Origin of the sequence: Nostoc sp. S13 (assembly GCF_029379315.1) — a bacterium.
Lineage (GTDB): Bacteria > Cyanobacteriota > Cyanobacteriia > Cyanobacteriales > Nostocaceae > Nostoc.
In genome coordinates, this window is the sequence record NZ_JAQYWQ010000142.1 from 1 (window position 1) to 15,989 (window position 15,989).

At 42.2% G+C, this 15,989-nt stretch carries 9 protein-coding genes and 2 pseudogenes; 7 read left to right on the top strand and 4 right to left on the bottom strand.

Annotated features, from left to right (window positions below; translation table 11 throughout):
- Positions 1 to 193: 193 nt before the first annotated feature.
- Positions 194 to 466: pseudogene (locus tag PUQ00_RS28740) on the bottom strand (hypothetical protein); the annotation flags it as partial.
- Positions 467 to 608: 142 nt separating this feature from the next.
- On the opposite strand from PUQ00_RS28740, the gene PUQ00_RS28745 reads away from it, so the two are divergent.
- Positions 609 to 1,430 carry a sulfurtransferase gene (locus PUQ00_RS28745; protein WP_300422975.1) on the top strand — a complete coding sequence of 274 codons (822 nt, stop codon included), beginning with the start codon at positions 609 to 611 and terminating at the stop codon, positions 1,428 to 1,430.
- 175 nt (positions 1,431 to 1,605) lie between these two features.
- On the opposite strand, the gene PUQ00_RS28750 is transcribed toward PUQ00_RS28745, so the two are convergent.
- Entirely contained in the window at positions 1,606 to 2,907 is a 1,302-nt protein-coding gene (locus tag PUQ00_RS28750) for a hypothetical protein (RefSeq protein ID WP_300422956.1), read from the bottom strand.
- A 560-nt stretch (positions 2,908 to 3,467) separates the two neighbouring features.
- Between PUQ00_RS28750 and PUQ00_RS28755 the strand changes: the two genes are divergently transcribed.
- From PUQ00_RS28755 to PUQ00_RS28770, 4 genes are all read left to right on the top strand, one after another.
- Positions 3,468 to 4,724 carry a FecR family protein gene (locus PUQ00_RS28755; protein ID WP_300422957.1) on the top strand — a complete coding sequence of 419 codons (1,257 nt, stop codon included), beginning with the start codon at positions 3,468 to 3,470 and terminating at the stop codon, positions 4,722 to 4,724.
- A 458-nt stretch (positions 4,725 to 5,182) separates the two neighbouring features.
- Complete coding sequence (gor, locus tag PUQ00_RS28760; protein WP_300422960.1) at positions 5,183 to 6,559, top strand: glutathione-disulfide reductase; 1,377 nt, start codon at positions 5,183 to 5,185, stop codon at positions 6,557 to 6,559.
- A gap of 87 nt (positions 6,560 to 6,646) precedes the next feature.
- On the top strand, positions 6,647 to 7,282 hold the full coding sequence (locus PUQ00_RS28765) for a YqiA/YcfP family alpha/beta fold hydrolase (protein WP_300422964.1): 636 nt from the start codon (positions 6,647 to 6,649) through the stop codon (positions 7,280 to 7,282).
- A gap of 123 nt (positions 7,283 to 7,405) precedes the next feature.
- On the top strand, positions 7,406 to 8,551 hold the full coding sequence (locus PUQ00_RS28770; protein ID WP_300422966.1) for a histidinol-phosphate transaminase: 1,146 nt from the start codon (positions 7,406 to 7,408) through the stop codon (positions 8,549 to 8,551).
- 8 nt (positions 8,552 to 8,559) lie between these two features.
- Here the strand turns inward: PUQ00_RS28770 and PUQ00_RS28775 are convergent, their stop codons facing one another.
- Positions 8,560 to 9,114: a hypothetical protein gene (locus tag PUQ00_RS28775; RefSeq protein WP_300422968.1), complete on the bottom strand. Its 555-nt coding sequence runs from the start codon at positions 9,112 to 9,114 to the stop codon at positions 8,560 to 8,562.
- 637 nt (positions 9,115 to 9,751) lie between these two features.
- Positions 9,752 to 10,384, bottom strand: a complete 633-nt coding sequence (locus tag PUQ00_RS28780) for a GNAT family N-acetyltransferase (protein ID WP_300422970.1) — start codon at positions 10,382 to 10,384, stop codon at positions 9,752 to 9,754.
- A gap of 1,010 nt (positions 10,385 to 11,394) precedes the next feature.
- Here PUQ00_RS28780 and PUQ00_RS28785 point away from each other — a divergent pair.
- Together PUQ00_RS28785 and PUQ00_RS28790 are read left to right on the top strand one after the other, a co-directional pair.
- Entirely contained in the window at positions 11,395 to 14,988 is a 3,594-nt protein-coding gene (locus PUQ00_RS28785) for a response regulator (RefSeq protein ID WP_300422973.1), read from the top strand.
- Positions 14,989 to 15,198: 210 nt separating this feature from the next.
- Positions 15,199 to 15,989 (top strand): annotated as a pseudogene (locus PUQ00_RS28790) (hypothetical protein); the annotation flags it as partial.

A 15,989-nucleotide genomic window follows, 5' to 3' on the forward strand; every position in this document is an offset into this window, starting at 1 on the left:
TTTGACTTTGCCACTCTTCAGATGTACGGAGCTTGTTCAAAACTCAAATAGGATTCCTATAGGTTGTAGTTACGTCACCGATAGCGTTCGCGTAGCGTCACAGCCCCTTAAAGTAGACATCCTAATCTAACTACAAACTAGTTCTGATAAAATCCTTAGCGATCGCAGCTTATGGCACAGATGGATTCAGTTATAAGCCGATTACTTCAATATAACAACTGGGATTCACTGCCCTAATTGTCTGCAAAGCAGCAGTTGTGTTATATCCTAGACCATAACAAACATCCAATAGTCGCAAGACTGGTTTTTGAGCGGCTGTAGCCAGTTGAGTAGGTTGTACAAACTTGAAAAAACTCTCCTGCTGCGCTCCATAATGGCTGTGAAAGGATTCACCAAACTCTTGAGAGACAAAGGTGAAAGAACCATCTGCTGTTAGCTTTGGTGTAAAATTCTCTAAGTCTGACATTTGATAAATAAAACTAAATAATTACTAATACCCCTCAGGAGTACTGAGTAGTAAATTTGACTTCTTTATTCAGAACGGGCTAAACGCCCCGCTAACGGAAAAGAGGAACTGTCTTAACCCAATGCCCAATGCCCCATGTCCCATGCCCAATAACCAATTTGTTGTTTCGCCAGCTTGGCTGTTTGAACATCTAGAAGATCCGCAAGTCGTTATTGTGGATTGTCGCTTTTCTCTAGCCGATCCACAACTAGGACAACAACAGTACCAGACAAGTCATATAAAGGGGTCATATTACCTAGATTTGAATCAGGATCTTTCCAGTCCAGTGGGTAAGCATGGCGGGAGACATCCTTTACCTAATCCTAATGATATAGCTAACAAATTTGCAGCGATTGGGGTAAATTACCAAAAAACTTTAGTTGTAGCTTATGATGATTCGCGCTTTGCCTTTGCATCTCGTCTATGGTGGCTGTTGCGCTATCTAGGACATGAGCAAGTAGCAGTACTAGATGCAGGTTTTGCTGGATGGCAAAAAGCTGGGAATCCTGTTACAGATGTTATTCCTCACCCCCAGATGGGTAAGTTTGTAGCTCAAGTACAAACAGAAAAGGTGGTAGATATTACAGTGGTGAAAAGCCGGAAAGACAGCCACGAGGTAGTATTGGTAGATTCAAGAGAAAGCGATCGCTACCGAGGTGAACGAGAGCCAATTGATCAAATTGCTGGTCATATTCCCGGTGCAGTCAACTATCCCTGGCAAGAAGTTACAGACTCTTCCGGCTACCTACTGCCTCAAGGGGAACAACGCCTTCGGTGGGAAAAGCTAGAAACAGCCGAGGAAATCTTAGTCTATTGTGGTTCTGGCGTTACTGCTTGTGTGAATTTACTTTCTTTAGAATTAGCTGGCATTAGCAAGGGGAAACTTTATGCTGGTAGCTGGAGTGATTGGATTTCTTATTTATAGTCATTAGTGATTAGTCATTAGTCATTAGACATCTGGTGAAATTAAATATGCGTTATTTAGAACCCTTGTAGAGACGCGAAATTTTGCGTCTCTACATTCTTTTTCGGAGATGTCTATTAGTCATTAGTTATTGTTTTTTGACAAAGGACAAATGACTAATGACAAAGGACAAATTTCAAAACCGACCTAATTGCAAATTGTAATTAATACTGAAGAACCAGCCATCAAAATCAATGTTATCGGCGGTTGAACTACCTAAACTTACTCCAGCCTGCACATTCATATTAATAGTATCGGATATTTGGTAATTTAAGTGTCCGAATATCCGATGAAATTGGTCTTCTCGATCGCGCTGTGTAAAGTCCGAGAAGTTTGCCTGGTAGTCAATACCAACCTGGAGAGGCTTTTGCAAATAGTAATTCAGAGATACCCAAAAGGAATTGATGATCCGATTACGACTTAGGGGGTCAGCAAAATTTAGACTCAATTCGTAGAAGCTATCTAGCGTTAATCTTGAGGTTAAAGGATCTCGCCGTCCTAAAGACAGTTCGAGGGAATTCTCATTTAAAAAGCGATCGCCTGCTTTGAAGCTATCCAGGCGATCGCTGTTATTGGCATAAAATAACTGTTGATCGCTCCAACTGATTTCTCCGTACATTCGCTGGGATAGCTGCTGGTAAATACTGAGATTGAATCTTACTTGGTTGTAATGGTATTGTGACTGATTTAGATAACGAATGAGATTACCATCAATTGAGCCGTTTAAATAAGTCTTAGATCCTAAAGGGAAATATGTAGAGGCTAACGTCAGTCCAGAAATAATGAAACCATCTTCTATTGGACTATGATTTGAGGAAAAAATGTTATTTGTCTGGAAGTAGCCTACACGACCTTGTAGAGAGCCTATGGGTTTAAACTTAACTACGGGTTGTTCTGTTGGTGGGGGTGGCTGCTGTTCTAAGGGTAGTAACCGCACACGCAACCCCAATTCGCGATCGCTATCAGACTCAGGTGATAGTTTTGGCGATGGCAGCAGCTGTATTAGCCTCTCTAGCCTTTGGGAGTAATTTATCTCAGGTACATTTAATAGTTGCTCTTTTGAGTCTGGAGGAGATGTAGGCAAATTACTTGGCTGCGATTCTAGCTGTGGTGGGTCATTTTGCTTTTGAGTATCTTCAGGTTTTTCGGTTGTGTCAGGCGCTGGAGTTGGTTCTCGTGTTTGCTGTGCCAGATTTAACGGCATCTCGGAGTCTAAAAGATGCGACTCACTCGACTGCTTGCACAAAGAGTTAATTGCCTGTGGCTGCAACTTCTGACATAACTGCTGATAATTTACCTGTGTGCTTGCTAAATTTTGAGGATGCCAAATATCTGTATTTGCAGATTCTACCGCATCTACTCTAATGCAACACCAACTTCCACCACTGGATGCTAACAAAATACAAAAAAACAAATTCTTCCAGTTCTTGAGTTGCATCTGGTTAGATCGCGTTAATCGCGTTTGACAAATGTAGACCTACAAGCTCTATCGGAAGTTTTGACTTAGAATATGCAATTGACTGCATCTATTTTAGCTTTGTAGGTATATACTGAAACTACAAACTATACTTGCTGCTTTTCGGATTTTTTCCGAGATTTTTTGCAAAACTGAGATGCTCCAATCCAATCTTTGCTGAACTTTAGTGAAATACAGCCAGTGATTCATTTCACAACAGATCCGTAACAACTCCTTTTCCCACATAACTGATCATCCTGTGCCTGAACTGTAAGATAAGGATTATCTGTAAGCTACTCCTCATTTAATTCTTTATATTAAGTACTAACTTGAAAATCTGCCACAGACTTTCTTGCATACAATGTCAGTTTCAAAATAAAAATTTAAATAAACTATATGTTTAGTTTATTTGTTGCCTATTTTATGTATTCAATGTAAAAAAAACCAAAGAATTTTACCTAAAAAAACTTACTCAAACAATTAGCAGCAGCTTAAACCTTTAAATTTTTTGGTATTAGTTGAAGTTTACAAATTCTCAAACTATGTTTTATAAATCGTTTCCACTATTAATTATTGGTTTATGGGGAGTTATAGTACTGCCTTTGCCAAATCGGGTAAATGCCATAACTCCTCTGACGCGAGCAGAGATTCAGAACCTCCGCAACATAGTACAACTGATACCCAGAGATAGAGAGAAGAAGCGTCCTGCACGCAAATCAGATGCAATGATTCCTGGGGATGGGTTGTCAACTGGTCGAGCTTCCCTAGCAGACTTGCGCTTTAACGATGGCTCTTTAGCACGAGTTGGTGAACAGGCTATATTTCAATTTTTACCAAAGACTCGCAGCTTTAGACTATCAAATGGAACCGCATTGCTGCTTATCCCACCTGGAAGGGGGCAAACACGTATACAAACGCCAAGTGCAGCAGCAGCAATTCGTGGTTCAGCATTATTTGTACGCTACAACCAACAAACAGATACCACGATTGTGGGTGCGCTGACAAATAGCGGCATTGAAGTTTCTAATAAGGAAGCTTCTCAAACTCAGGTGCTGCAAGCAGGACAGATGATGGTTATAGTTAAAGGCAAATTTCAGGGTTTATACGATTTTGATCTGAGAAATTTTTATCAAATGAGCGAGCTGGTTCGGGGATTTGATTTGACTAAACAAAATCTTACGCCTACGTCCGACCCAGCGATCGCTAGCGTTGAAGCTGAAACTGCTGCGGCTTTGAACGCACAGTCCCCAATAAGCGGTGAGGGAGTAGTTGAAAACCCATCTTTTGCAGACCTAACTACTAATCCTTCAACTTCCTCCACCAACGACATTATTACAAACAATTCCCCAGTACACCCTATTGAAGATAATTCCCTATTAAATTCCTTTGAAAACGCAGGACAACTTCTGTCAAATACTCAACAGCGTCCTGGGAAAAATAACGCTAGTCGGACGGTAAATCTTCCAGTCACTCCAGTAAATCCTCCAATCACTCCAGTAAATCCTCCAATAAATCTTCCAGTCACTCCAGTAAATCTTCCAGTAACTCCAGTAACTCCTCCAGTCATTCCTCCAGTAACTCCTCCAGTCATTCCTCCAGTAACTCCTCCAGTCGAGACTCCAGTCATTCCTCCAGTCGAGCCTCCAGTCATTCCTCCAGTCACTCCTCCAGTCATTCCTCCAGTCGAGCCTCCAGTCATTCCTCCAGTCGAGCCTCCAGTCATTCCTCCAGTCACTCCTCCAGTCATTCCTCCAGTCACTCCTCCAGTCACTCCTCCAGTCGAGCGTCCAACCACCTGAAACTCTTCCAGAACCGAAGTAGTAGACCGCCCACTGAAACGGGAATCAGCAATCCCTCTGAGACTATTCGGAAATATCAACCACATCAAACTGCTGAAGTAACTTGTATTAGAAAGTCTCATCATTTGATTTCTCATTATTCAGGACAGTGGGAACTACCTGACCTTGCTAGCACTTTCAGACTTGTAGCAATATTTTCTAAACTTAGTTTTTCCAACGTAATAAGCAGATAAATTTATACTTGCTTCTAAGTGTATAATTATAATAAGTGTTAACTACTGGCTTTACAGCCACCAAAGCAAAAAGTGATATTCCCTACGACGAGATAGCATCTGCTAACGCTAGATTAAATCAAGGATAGGACTTACACAGGATTTACCGGATATCCTTATATAGTTCAATCACATTTTGTGTAAGTTCCCAGGAACTAACTTGTTGCTAAAGAGATACATAAATTTATGACTTTTGATTACGATCTGTTTGTAATTGGTGCGGGTTCTGGAGGTTTGGCGGCTTCCAAACGGGCGGCTAGCTTTGGCGCAAAAGTAGCGATCGCTGAATATGATTTAGTTGGTGGCACTTGTGTAATTCGCGGTTGCGTTCCCAAAAAACTCATGGTTTATGGTTCTCACTTTCCCGCACTATTCAGTGACGCTTCAGGCTATGGCTGGAAAGTGGGTAATGTGGAGTTCGACTGGGAATATTTTATTACATCTATAGATAACGAAGTTCGGCGACTGTCGCAACTACACATAAGCTTTTTAGAAAAAGCGGGTGTGGAATTAATTCCTAGTCGCGCCACATTGTTAGACCCCCACACTGTAGAAGTTGATGGACGCAAAGTTACAGCAGACAAAATTTTAATTGCTGTTGGTGGGTATCCTGTAAAGCCAGATTTATTAGGGATGGAATATGGCATTACCTCTAACGAAATCTTTCATCTAAAAGAACAACCAAAACACATAGTTATTATTGGTGCTGGTTATATTGGCACAGAATTTGCCTGTATTATGCGCGGTTTGGGTTCTGAGGTGACACAAATTACCAGAGGTGAAAAGATTTTAAAGGGGTTTGATGAAGATGTCCGCATAGAAATTGAAGAGGGGATGACGAACCACGGAATTCGACTGATTAAGAATAATGTGGTAAAGACAGTTGAAGCTGTGCCAGAAGGGTTGAAACTGATTTTATCAGGGGATGACCAAAAACCAATAATTGCCGACGTGTTTTTAGTGGCGACTGGTCGGACTCCCAATGTAGATGGACTAGGTTTAGAAAACGCTGGGGTTGATGTTGTCGCTAGTTCTATGGAAGGGCTTGGATATCCTACCACAAGTGCGATCGCAGTCAATGAATATAGTCAAACTAGTCAACCGAATATTTTTGCCGTTGGCGATGTCACTGACCGAATTAATTTAACTCCCGTAGCCATTGGTGAAGGTCGCGCCTTTGCCGATAGTGAATTCGGGAATAATCGCCGTGAATTCAGTCACCAAACTGTAGCCACAGCCATATTTTCTAACCCAGAAGCCGCTACAGTCGGCTGGACGGAAAGCGAAGCGCGGGAGAAATTTTGTGATGCTGTAACAATTTATCGCGCTCGCTTCCGCCCCATGTACCATAGTTTGACTGGTAAGCAAGAGAAAACAATGATGAAGTTGGTGGTTGATAGCAACACTGATAAAGTGCTAGGCGCTCACATGGTAGGTGAAAATGCTGCTGAAATTATCCAAGGTATAGCGATCGCTGTGAAGATGGGCGCAACCAAAAAAGACTTTGACGCCACTGTGGGTATCCATCCCTCAGCCGCAGAGGAATTTGTCACAATGCGGTAATAAGAGTTAGGAATTAGGAGTTATGAGTTATGAGTTGAAGAAAGAAATTCTTAACTCCTCATTCCTCACTCCTCACGATCTACACCCTTGCACTACATATATCTTCACGGCTTTGCTTCCAGTCCTAATTCTGCCAAAGCGCGGGATATAAGCGATCGCTTTGCCCAAATTCAGACAAAGCTGAAAATTCCCGACTTGAATGCTGATGATTTTTCCCAGCTGACAATCACTCGTCAGCTAACTCAAGTTGCCGCAGAATTCAGCAATGATTCTATACCAGTAACGCTCATTGGCTCAAGCTTGGGTGGTTTGACTGCTGCTCACTTGGGAGAGCAATATTTACAAGTGCAACGCTTAGTTTTGCTAGCACCAGCTTTTGAGTTTTTATCCCATTGGCTGCCCAAGCTAGGGGATGAGCAAATACAGGGTTGGCAGCAAGAAAAATATATCATGGTCTACCACTATGGCGAGCAGAGATCAATTCCTTTAAGTTACGATTTCGTTACAGATGCTGCCCAATACCAAGAAAAGCTTTTGCAACGTCCTATCCCCACCGTGATTTTGCATGGAAAAAATGATGAAGTCATTCCCATCGAAGCCAGTCGTGACTTTGGGCGTTCGCGTCCTTGGGTGGAATTAGTCGAACTCGACAGTGACCACGCCTTAGGTAATGTTATGGAAGAAACTTGGCAGGCAATTCGCCTCTTTTGCCAATTACCTTGAGGCTGTAAAATATTAAACTTATACCTAACTTAATATTTTTCAGTAAGTACTACTGAACTCGTAGATCCAAAGAGGCTATATTATTTACCAACTTTCATTTAAAATCCAAAATCCAAAATCGATATGCTTCCCTTCATCCGGTCAGATTTAGCACAATTCACCGCCTACAAACCACACCCCAGTAGCGATACAGCCGATTCTGTCCCCATACAGTTTGATCGGCTGGATACAAATGAAAGTCCCTACGATTTACCACCTGAGTTAAAAGAGAAGCTGGCCTGGACGTATCAGCAAGTAATTGAAACAAATCGTTATCCCGATGGCGGACATGAAACACTTAAGGATGCGATCGCCGAGTACGTCAATGAGTCAGCCACCCTCTCGCTATCCAATACTGCTGCCAATATTTCTGTTGGCAACGGTTCAGATGAGTTGATCCGCTCTTTATTAATCGCCACCTGTCTAGGAGGAGAAGGTTCAGTTCTTGTTGCCAATCCCACTTTCTCTATGTACGGAATTTTGGCACAAACTTTGGGTATTCCTGTAGTGGCGGTTGGTAGAAATGAAACAAATTTTGAAATTGACTTAAAAGCAGCACAATCTGCGATCGAAAAAACCCAAAATCCCCCGATTCGCGTAGTTTTTGTAGTGCATCCCAATTCGCCGACTGCCAATAGCTTAACTGCGGCAGAGTTGGGATGGTTAAGAAGTTTGAGCGCACATATTTTGGTAGTAATTGATGAAGCTTACTTTGAATTCAGCCAAACTACGCTAGTAGGTGAATTAGCACAGCATCCCAATTGGGTAATATTACGTACTTTTTCTAAAGCCTTCCGATTGGCATCTCTCCGTGTTGGCTATTGCGTTGCTCATCCCGAAGCGATCGCGATCTTAGAAAAAGTTCGCTTACCCTACAATCTCCCCAGCTTTTCCATAGCAGCAACATTAGTTGCTTTACAAAACCGTACACTCTTGCTGGAGTCAATTCCCCAAACCCTGAGTGAACGAGCCAAACTCATCGAAATTTTGTCCCAGCAACCAGAACTACAAATTACGGTAAGCGCTGCTAACTTTATTTACCTACGTCTGAAACCAAATGGCTTTAATTCACAAGATGCCGTGTTAAAAACTTTCCACCAGAAACTTAGAACACTCGGCACTCTTGTGCGACACATTAGCGGAGGATTGCGAATTACTGTCGGAACGATAGAGGAAAACGCCCGCACCCTTAATCGAGTCCAAGCTGCTTTGGCAAATTTGGAATTTTAGCAATTCACTCAGTAATTAAACCTACTATTCACCTCACTGCCCAAACGCCGTACTACTCCCACTGTTTGTGGCAGCACACCCACTAAAAGAGCAAAAGCAACATCCGGCAAAAGATCCACTATTTCTGGGGGAAAGTATTGTTCAAATTGATCGAGAATTTTCTGCACTCGCTGCCCAGGCACTGGGTTTTCTGTAATTTGTTTGATTAATCGAATCCACTGTCGCCTAATCTTGTAAGCATTCTGGCGTTCTTCATTAGATTCAGGAGTTAATAAAGAAAAATTACCTATGGGTAATGCCCTTTGGCAATCACAATCGTAATCCCCACCCACAGCAGCCCCAGGCCCAGCAAACTCTGCATGGTAGCGTTTAAAAAGTATTAATCCATTTTGTCTACGACTATTGACAATGAAAACTTTTCCACTGTGTAAACGTGTAAGGATATCCGAGCCTTGCGATTGCTCAGTTCCATCTGCCATGACACGAGAGTCAAGGAAACTAGTTTCAGGGTAATAAGTTGATACCATAGAGGTCTGATAGCGTCGATGCTGTTCGCTATCCATGTTTTTTAAACTTTCAACGAATTTGGTAGTAGTATGCACTTCAAAACGTAACTAGCTGTTATGTAAAATCAGGTTTGTGAATTCTTTTATTATCAAGAGTCTTTTGGTCAATTTAACCAAGATACTAATAAACAAGCATTGTTTAGTAATTGAGTGATCATATTTTATGAGATATAACTAGATTTGTCTCCAAATTCGGAGAGTGTTTTGTTAAAGTTTTTATAAAGATGAATATCTTAATTACAAAGTTATTATGAGGAATTGCTGATTTCCTAAAGTAATTGTAAAGCGATTTCCATTATAAATTATTTATTTCTCTAAATAAAATACTCTCAACTAAAACAGTTGTTGTTTAATGACAAATAAAAAAGACATAATGTAACATTTAATCATTTAAATTAAGTTTTATAACGTCTAACTTGAGAAATATCGATGAATAGGAATACTCGTAAAAAGTCTAAATACAATATCCTTCAAATAATTATCCAAAGCTATATATATCTAGCTCTTTAGCTATATTTAGCTAATATTGGCTGAGTTCTTAATTAGATTCGTTTGTACTTTGATTGTCCATATTGGTGATAGATTTTATCCAAACTAATTACAACATCAAAATTTACAATTGCGGAAATCAAATTCAGATAGTGGAATCAGCACTCAGGTGCTTGTGCAAAAACATCTGGCTTGAGCGTCCTAGTAAAAATGTATTCCAATTAGATTCGACTTTATGTACCCGATATCCCGCCTTGAAATAAAGTTGCCTTGCCTGATGATTATTTTCTAAAACGTGGAGATATAAGTCTTGAAATCCCCACTCGCGAGAGACTTTTTCACAGCTAGTCAGTAACTCTGAGGCCACACCATGTCTACGGTATTTTGGGTGAACCGCTAAATTAGATAAGTAAGGAAAACCCATACTAACTTGGCTCCACGAATCACTGTAACGTACACCCAGTTCCACACTTCCCACTAAATTGTTAGCCGCGCCACTAGTAGTTTCAAAGGCGACTAAACAAATATGACGCGGCGGAGGTGATGTCATGCGATGCCTTAAGTCTTCGTAAATACCCAAACGTAGCAATGGAAAAGCCCATCCCCACATACCCTTTTGGGAGTGAAAGCTTTCAGCAATAATTTGGGCAACGCCGATTAAATCAGCAGGTGTAGCTGTACGAATTTGAAATTGGCAGCAAGCTGGATCGATTGGCTGTTGCTGGTATGGATGAAAAAACCGATATTTCAAGGCTAGTTTAGTATTGATTTTATTCAACGAAAATTTTCTCAAATATCCTCAAACACCATTTAAACTGAATAAAAACTTCATATCTACCCAGGAGATTGAACTCATCTAAGATTGCTAATGTGCTTTTGCCTGTGGAGCATACAAAGTTTTACACTTTAGTTTGGGGCTTTATAGCCGGCATTTTTGAAAGAGTCTTACAAGTTACAGCTTTATAAAGCTACAATCTTTCCCTTGCTTTAGGTAGGGAGGATATCAGTCTCTCTACCACAACAAAAATATCTGTAAAGTCGTACCGTACAGGTTTAGGTGAATGGGTAGATAAATAGCATAACCTGTCCGTAGGCATAACCGACAAAATTGTTAAGTAAGTACACCACCAACAAACTCTGGTTGCAAACCACCTTTGGTTGCAGTACTGAACTTGTTTATGCAATTGCCGTTACACTAACACGACTTTGCTACTAGGTCATCGGAACAGGCTGTACAGCTACTGGGGAAAAATCTACAAGATTCCTAAGCCCTAACTTCTTAACCATTACGACTTGTCTTAATGATAGTTCTGATTGCTAAATTAGAAAGAGGTATTTGTCTAATAGTATACTTTGGCTTTAAATCTTATTGTTTTAAGATTGCTGACTCTACCATGACTACCATAAATAAAATTTACCTGCAAGTGTTAGTAAAACTGCCGCAGAGGGAAAACTTAATATGCAGCTTCATCTAGATTTTTCAGCTAGCTATGAACGCTGTATGTGATATCAGGCATTGCTCACAGGAGGTGAAGAAAAATTTGGCAAGTAAGCATCGACTCTATAACTCTAAAACTGACTATGAAAGCAATTACACTGCACCAGAGCAAACGGTAATGGGCATAAGCCATTGAGACGAATTACTGTGAGTAAACACTCCTACACTCAGCAGTCATGTAGCCAAACAGCCTTATTGGTCAAAATGCTCTGCTCTTACCTGACTCAGAAAAATCCTTACCTGATCAGATTATTCTTTATCCGACTGCCGTTGCAGCAGGAAGGCGGTGCATGAAATCCCAAGTAAACAGTAAGCCGAAAATTTTGGTTGTCGATGATGAACCAGACAACCTTGACTTGCTTTACCGCACTTTCTATCGCGACTATAAGGTGCTAAGGGCAAACTCTGGGCCTGCGGCACTTGATCTGCTGGCTCAAGAGGGAGAGGTCGCAGTGATCATCTCCGATCAGCGGATGCCGATGATGAGCGGTACAGAATTTTTGAGTCTGACAGCAACTCAATATCCAGATATTATCCGGATTATTTTAACTGGCTACACCGATGTCGAAGACTTGGTGGAAGCAATTAACGCTGGTAAAGTATTTAAATATGTCACTAAACCGTGGGAAGCAGAGGAACTCAAAGCAGTGGTACGCCAAGCTTTGGACACCCACAATGTCCTCAAAGCCCGCACCCGCGAACTTACCCGTACACTCCGACAAGAATCGCTGCTGAATACGGTTACAAATACGATTCGCAGTGCTTTAGACTATCGCCAAATTTTGCAGGCAATTGTAGATACAGTGGGCCATATGTTGGAGGTTGATGTCTGTCTGTTGCGTCCCTTCCAAGATGGACAGTTGGCCGATAAAGGATTCATTTATCAGAAGGCTCTTTCTGAAGAAGCAGGGGAAGTTGCAGTAAGTCTTTCCCCTCTCTCCCCAAAGGCGGATCTGAGTCCCACCATCCCCAGCTCTGTAACTGTTTTGGCTCAGACGGTGTGGGAAACCCGCGAAGTCCAGGTGATTCACGATGTGATCGATGATGAGCGCATTCACGGGAATACTCCTGAACTGCGTCAACGTGAAGCAGCTTTTGCTGCCGCTAATATTTGTTCTAGTTTAGTTGTGCCATTAATTTGCCAACAAGAACTGATGGCAGTGCTGGCACTGCATCAGTGTTCTTTGGCTCGCTTCTGGGGGGATGAAGAGGTGCAGTTAGTGTTGATGGTAGCGGATCAGGCAGCTTTAGCTTTGTCTCAAGCTTATGCTTACGAACAAGTACGTGCCCTTGCCAAGCGAGAAGCATTAATTAATACAATTACTAGCGCGATTCGCTCTAGCTTAGACCCCGAAGATATTTTTGCGGCGATCACCCAGCAATTGGGACAAGCTTTACAAGTCGATGGCTGTGTTCTGTCTTTGTGGACAGAGGAAGATGAGTTTGCCGAGTGTGTGGGCTTGTATGACAGTTTTCAACATACTGAAAATTCGCGTAGGCACAGCCCGCCACAGGCATCACCAGTCCCAGACAAAAATTTAAGTAGCAATAAGAACCTATTAACTCAGAGAATACCCTACTCTCAAGCATCTATACAGGAGAATCCAATCCTCCAACAAATGCTACAGACACATGAACCGGTGGTAATTGGTAATGTGAGCCATTCTCTTTCAGGAGTGCAGGGTTTTGATTTGCCTTTGAAAATGCCAGGGCGATCGCTAATGTTTGTGCCATTATTGGCTGATGGTAAATGTATCGGTAGTATTATTCTACATGAAGGTAACAAAGTCCGCCGATGGCTGCTATCTGATATTGATTTGGCGAAAGCAGTAGCAGCTCAAGCAGCGATCGCTGTCCAGCAATCACACTTGTATCAAAAAACTCGCCAACAAGCTGAACGCTTACTGGAATTAGATAAACAAAAAACCGAATTTTTCCAAAATATCTCCCATGAGTTTCGCACTCCCATCACCTTGATTCAAGGGCCTTTAGAGTCAGCGGTGGCGGCTGGTGAGGGATTATCTTACTCCCAAAGTGCGATCGCCCTGCGTAACTCCCGGCGCCTGTTGCGTCTGGTAAATCAACTCCTGGATCTACAACGCCTAGATGCGGGGAGAATGCAGCCTAGTTTCCATCCCTGCGATTTAGTCGAATTTGTCAGCCAAATTGTCGAGTCTTTTCGCCCCTACTGTGAGAAAAAAGGACTGCGTCTGATTACCCTGTTAGATGAATGTTCTACGGTGTACTTGGATATGGAAAAATTTGACAAAGTGGTTTACAACCTCCTGTCAAATGCCATGAAGTTTACTCCTGAAGGTGGCACGATCAGTGTCAGACTAAAATCTGAGGGCGATTGTTGCATATTGCAAGTACAAGATACTGGAATTGGCATTCTTAAAGAACAAATTCCCCATCTTTTTGAGCGCTTCCGCCAAGCTGAAGGTTCAGCAAACCGCTCCTATGAAGGCAGTGGTTTGGGTTTAGCTTTAGTTAAAGAATTGGTAGAATTACATGGCGGTCAAGTCACTGTGGAATCAGTTTACGGCGAAGGCACTACCTTTTGTTTATGGCTTGTGACTGGAAATGCTCATTTACCTGCACAGCAAATACTAGAAACCCCTACCGAACTGAACACGAACCGCGCTAGCGTAGAATTGGCTGATTTAGAATTGGTAGAGTCAACAACAGACAATATTGAAGATATTACAAGAAACTTCTCTCCCACTATTGATACTAAAGACTCAACACTTAAGACTCAGCAACGCCAGACCGGTCAACAGGGGGAACCCCTACACACGGCTGGCTCCTCAATTTTAGTTGTAGATGACAATCCAGATTTGCGAACCTATGTATCTGAGATTTTCCGCCGCAACGGCTATCATGTACAGACAGCTCGTAACGGTTATGAAGGGCACAGTATAGCTAAGGAAATTATACCTAATTTGATTGTGACTGACTTAATGATGCCCTTGGTAAGCGGACTTGAGATGATTCAGATGATCCGCAATGAGGACAAGTTGAAAGGAACACCAATCATTCTGCTGACAGCGAAAGTAGACGAGGAAACCCGTATTGAAGGTACAGAACATGGGGCGGATGCTTATTTAGCAAAACCATTCAATGACCGGGAACTTTTGGCGGAAGTTCGGAATCTTTTAGCATTGAAGGAAAATGAACGACGAATTGTGGAGCTAAATACTTATCTAACAGAATCGGTGCTAAAGCGCTTTTTGCCGGCTGTGTTAGTGCAAAAAGCCGCAACCGGAGATTTAACGTTAGATTTGCGCCCAGAACCACGCTTGATTACAGTTTTGTTTAGTGACATCGTGGGTTTTACACAGCTAGCAAATACTCTCAGATCCCGGCGAGTAGCAGAGTTGCTAAATGAATATTTAGCGGCCATGACCAAGGTTGTATTTGGCAATGGCGGCACTGTAGATAAATTTATGGGAGATGCTATCTTAGCTTTATACGGAGCGCCAGAAGAACTAACCCCCAATGAACAGGTGCGTCGTGCTATCAATACAGCTAGAGCAATGCACCACTCACTGGCTGAGTTAAACCAGCGCTGGCGAGATCAAGGTGTATTCGACGGCGACAAACTTACTAGCGTACAGTTCCGGTGCGGTATCCACCAAGGCACTGCTGTTGTTGGGATGTTTGGTAGCGCTGAACGTGCCGATTATACTGCCATTGGCCCAAGTGTGAATATTGCTGCAAGGTTACAAGCTGCTGCTCTTCCCGGTAGTATCCTGGTTTCTGCCGCCGTGGCAGATTATTTGCAGGAAAAAGAAATTACTAAAGGTAGTCCGCTAGAACTTAAAGGAGTAGATGAAACAGTTTTGACTTTCGTTGTTACACCAGAGATAATCGTTAATCGCTAAAATTTAGACTGGTATTTTAAAGCATCACCAATAGACTTATCCACAAATAAACCTCAAAATAGCTGAAACCCTTACATAGCTGGCTTTTTAGCTTATATAAAACAGGAACCTCTAAAACCCTCTCCAGAGCTAGGTTTCAGCCAAATAAAGTTCTCATTTCCGGATAAGTCTAATGAGTAAGAGTGCCTAATCATATCCAGTTTATATAATATGACACCATTGATTGCAGACAAAACTCCAATTCCAGCCAAGGTCTGGAAGCGACACACTGATCCACCAGGTTTGTGGATTTCTGTCGTTATGGCTTCAGTCTCTCTGCACTTGCTGGCGTTCTGGCTGATGCGCTCATCTAATGCATTTAGTCTGTGGTTTCCCCAGCAAAGTCAATATGCTGTTCCCATTGAATTGATAGACATTACTCCCAAAACAAAATCAACAGCCAAAACAGTTTCGCCAAAGCGACTATCCTTAACTCAAAAGTCTGTACCAGCACGTTCACTACAAACAGGACGAACTACGCCCAGAAATCAAGATTTTGGCGCAATAAATTCTGCGGATAATCTCCAGCAAAAGAGCCGAACTTACGCCTCTAAACTTAATAGCAAACCTTTTAGGCAACAGAGAGTTCCTACGCCGACACCTACAGCCACACCGAAACCTACGGTAACATCGAAACCTACAGCTAGACCGACATCTACACCTACAGTTGCAGTCGGTAATTTACCTTGGAACCGCCGTCAAGAAATTAAGCTGGGAAAAGGAACGCCACTACCAACAGGTATTCCATCAAATCCACCAGTTTCGGAAGCTGAAAACAGACAAACTTCACCAACTCCCACCAGACAAACTCCACCAACTCCCACCAGACAAACTCCACCAACTCCCACCAGACAAACTTCACCAACTCCCACCAGACAAACTCCACCAACTCCCACCAGACAAACTCCACCAACTCCCACCAGACAAACTCCACCAACTCCCACCAGACAAACTCCACCAAC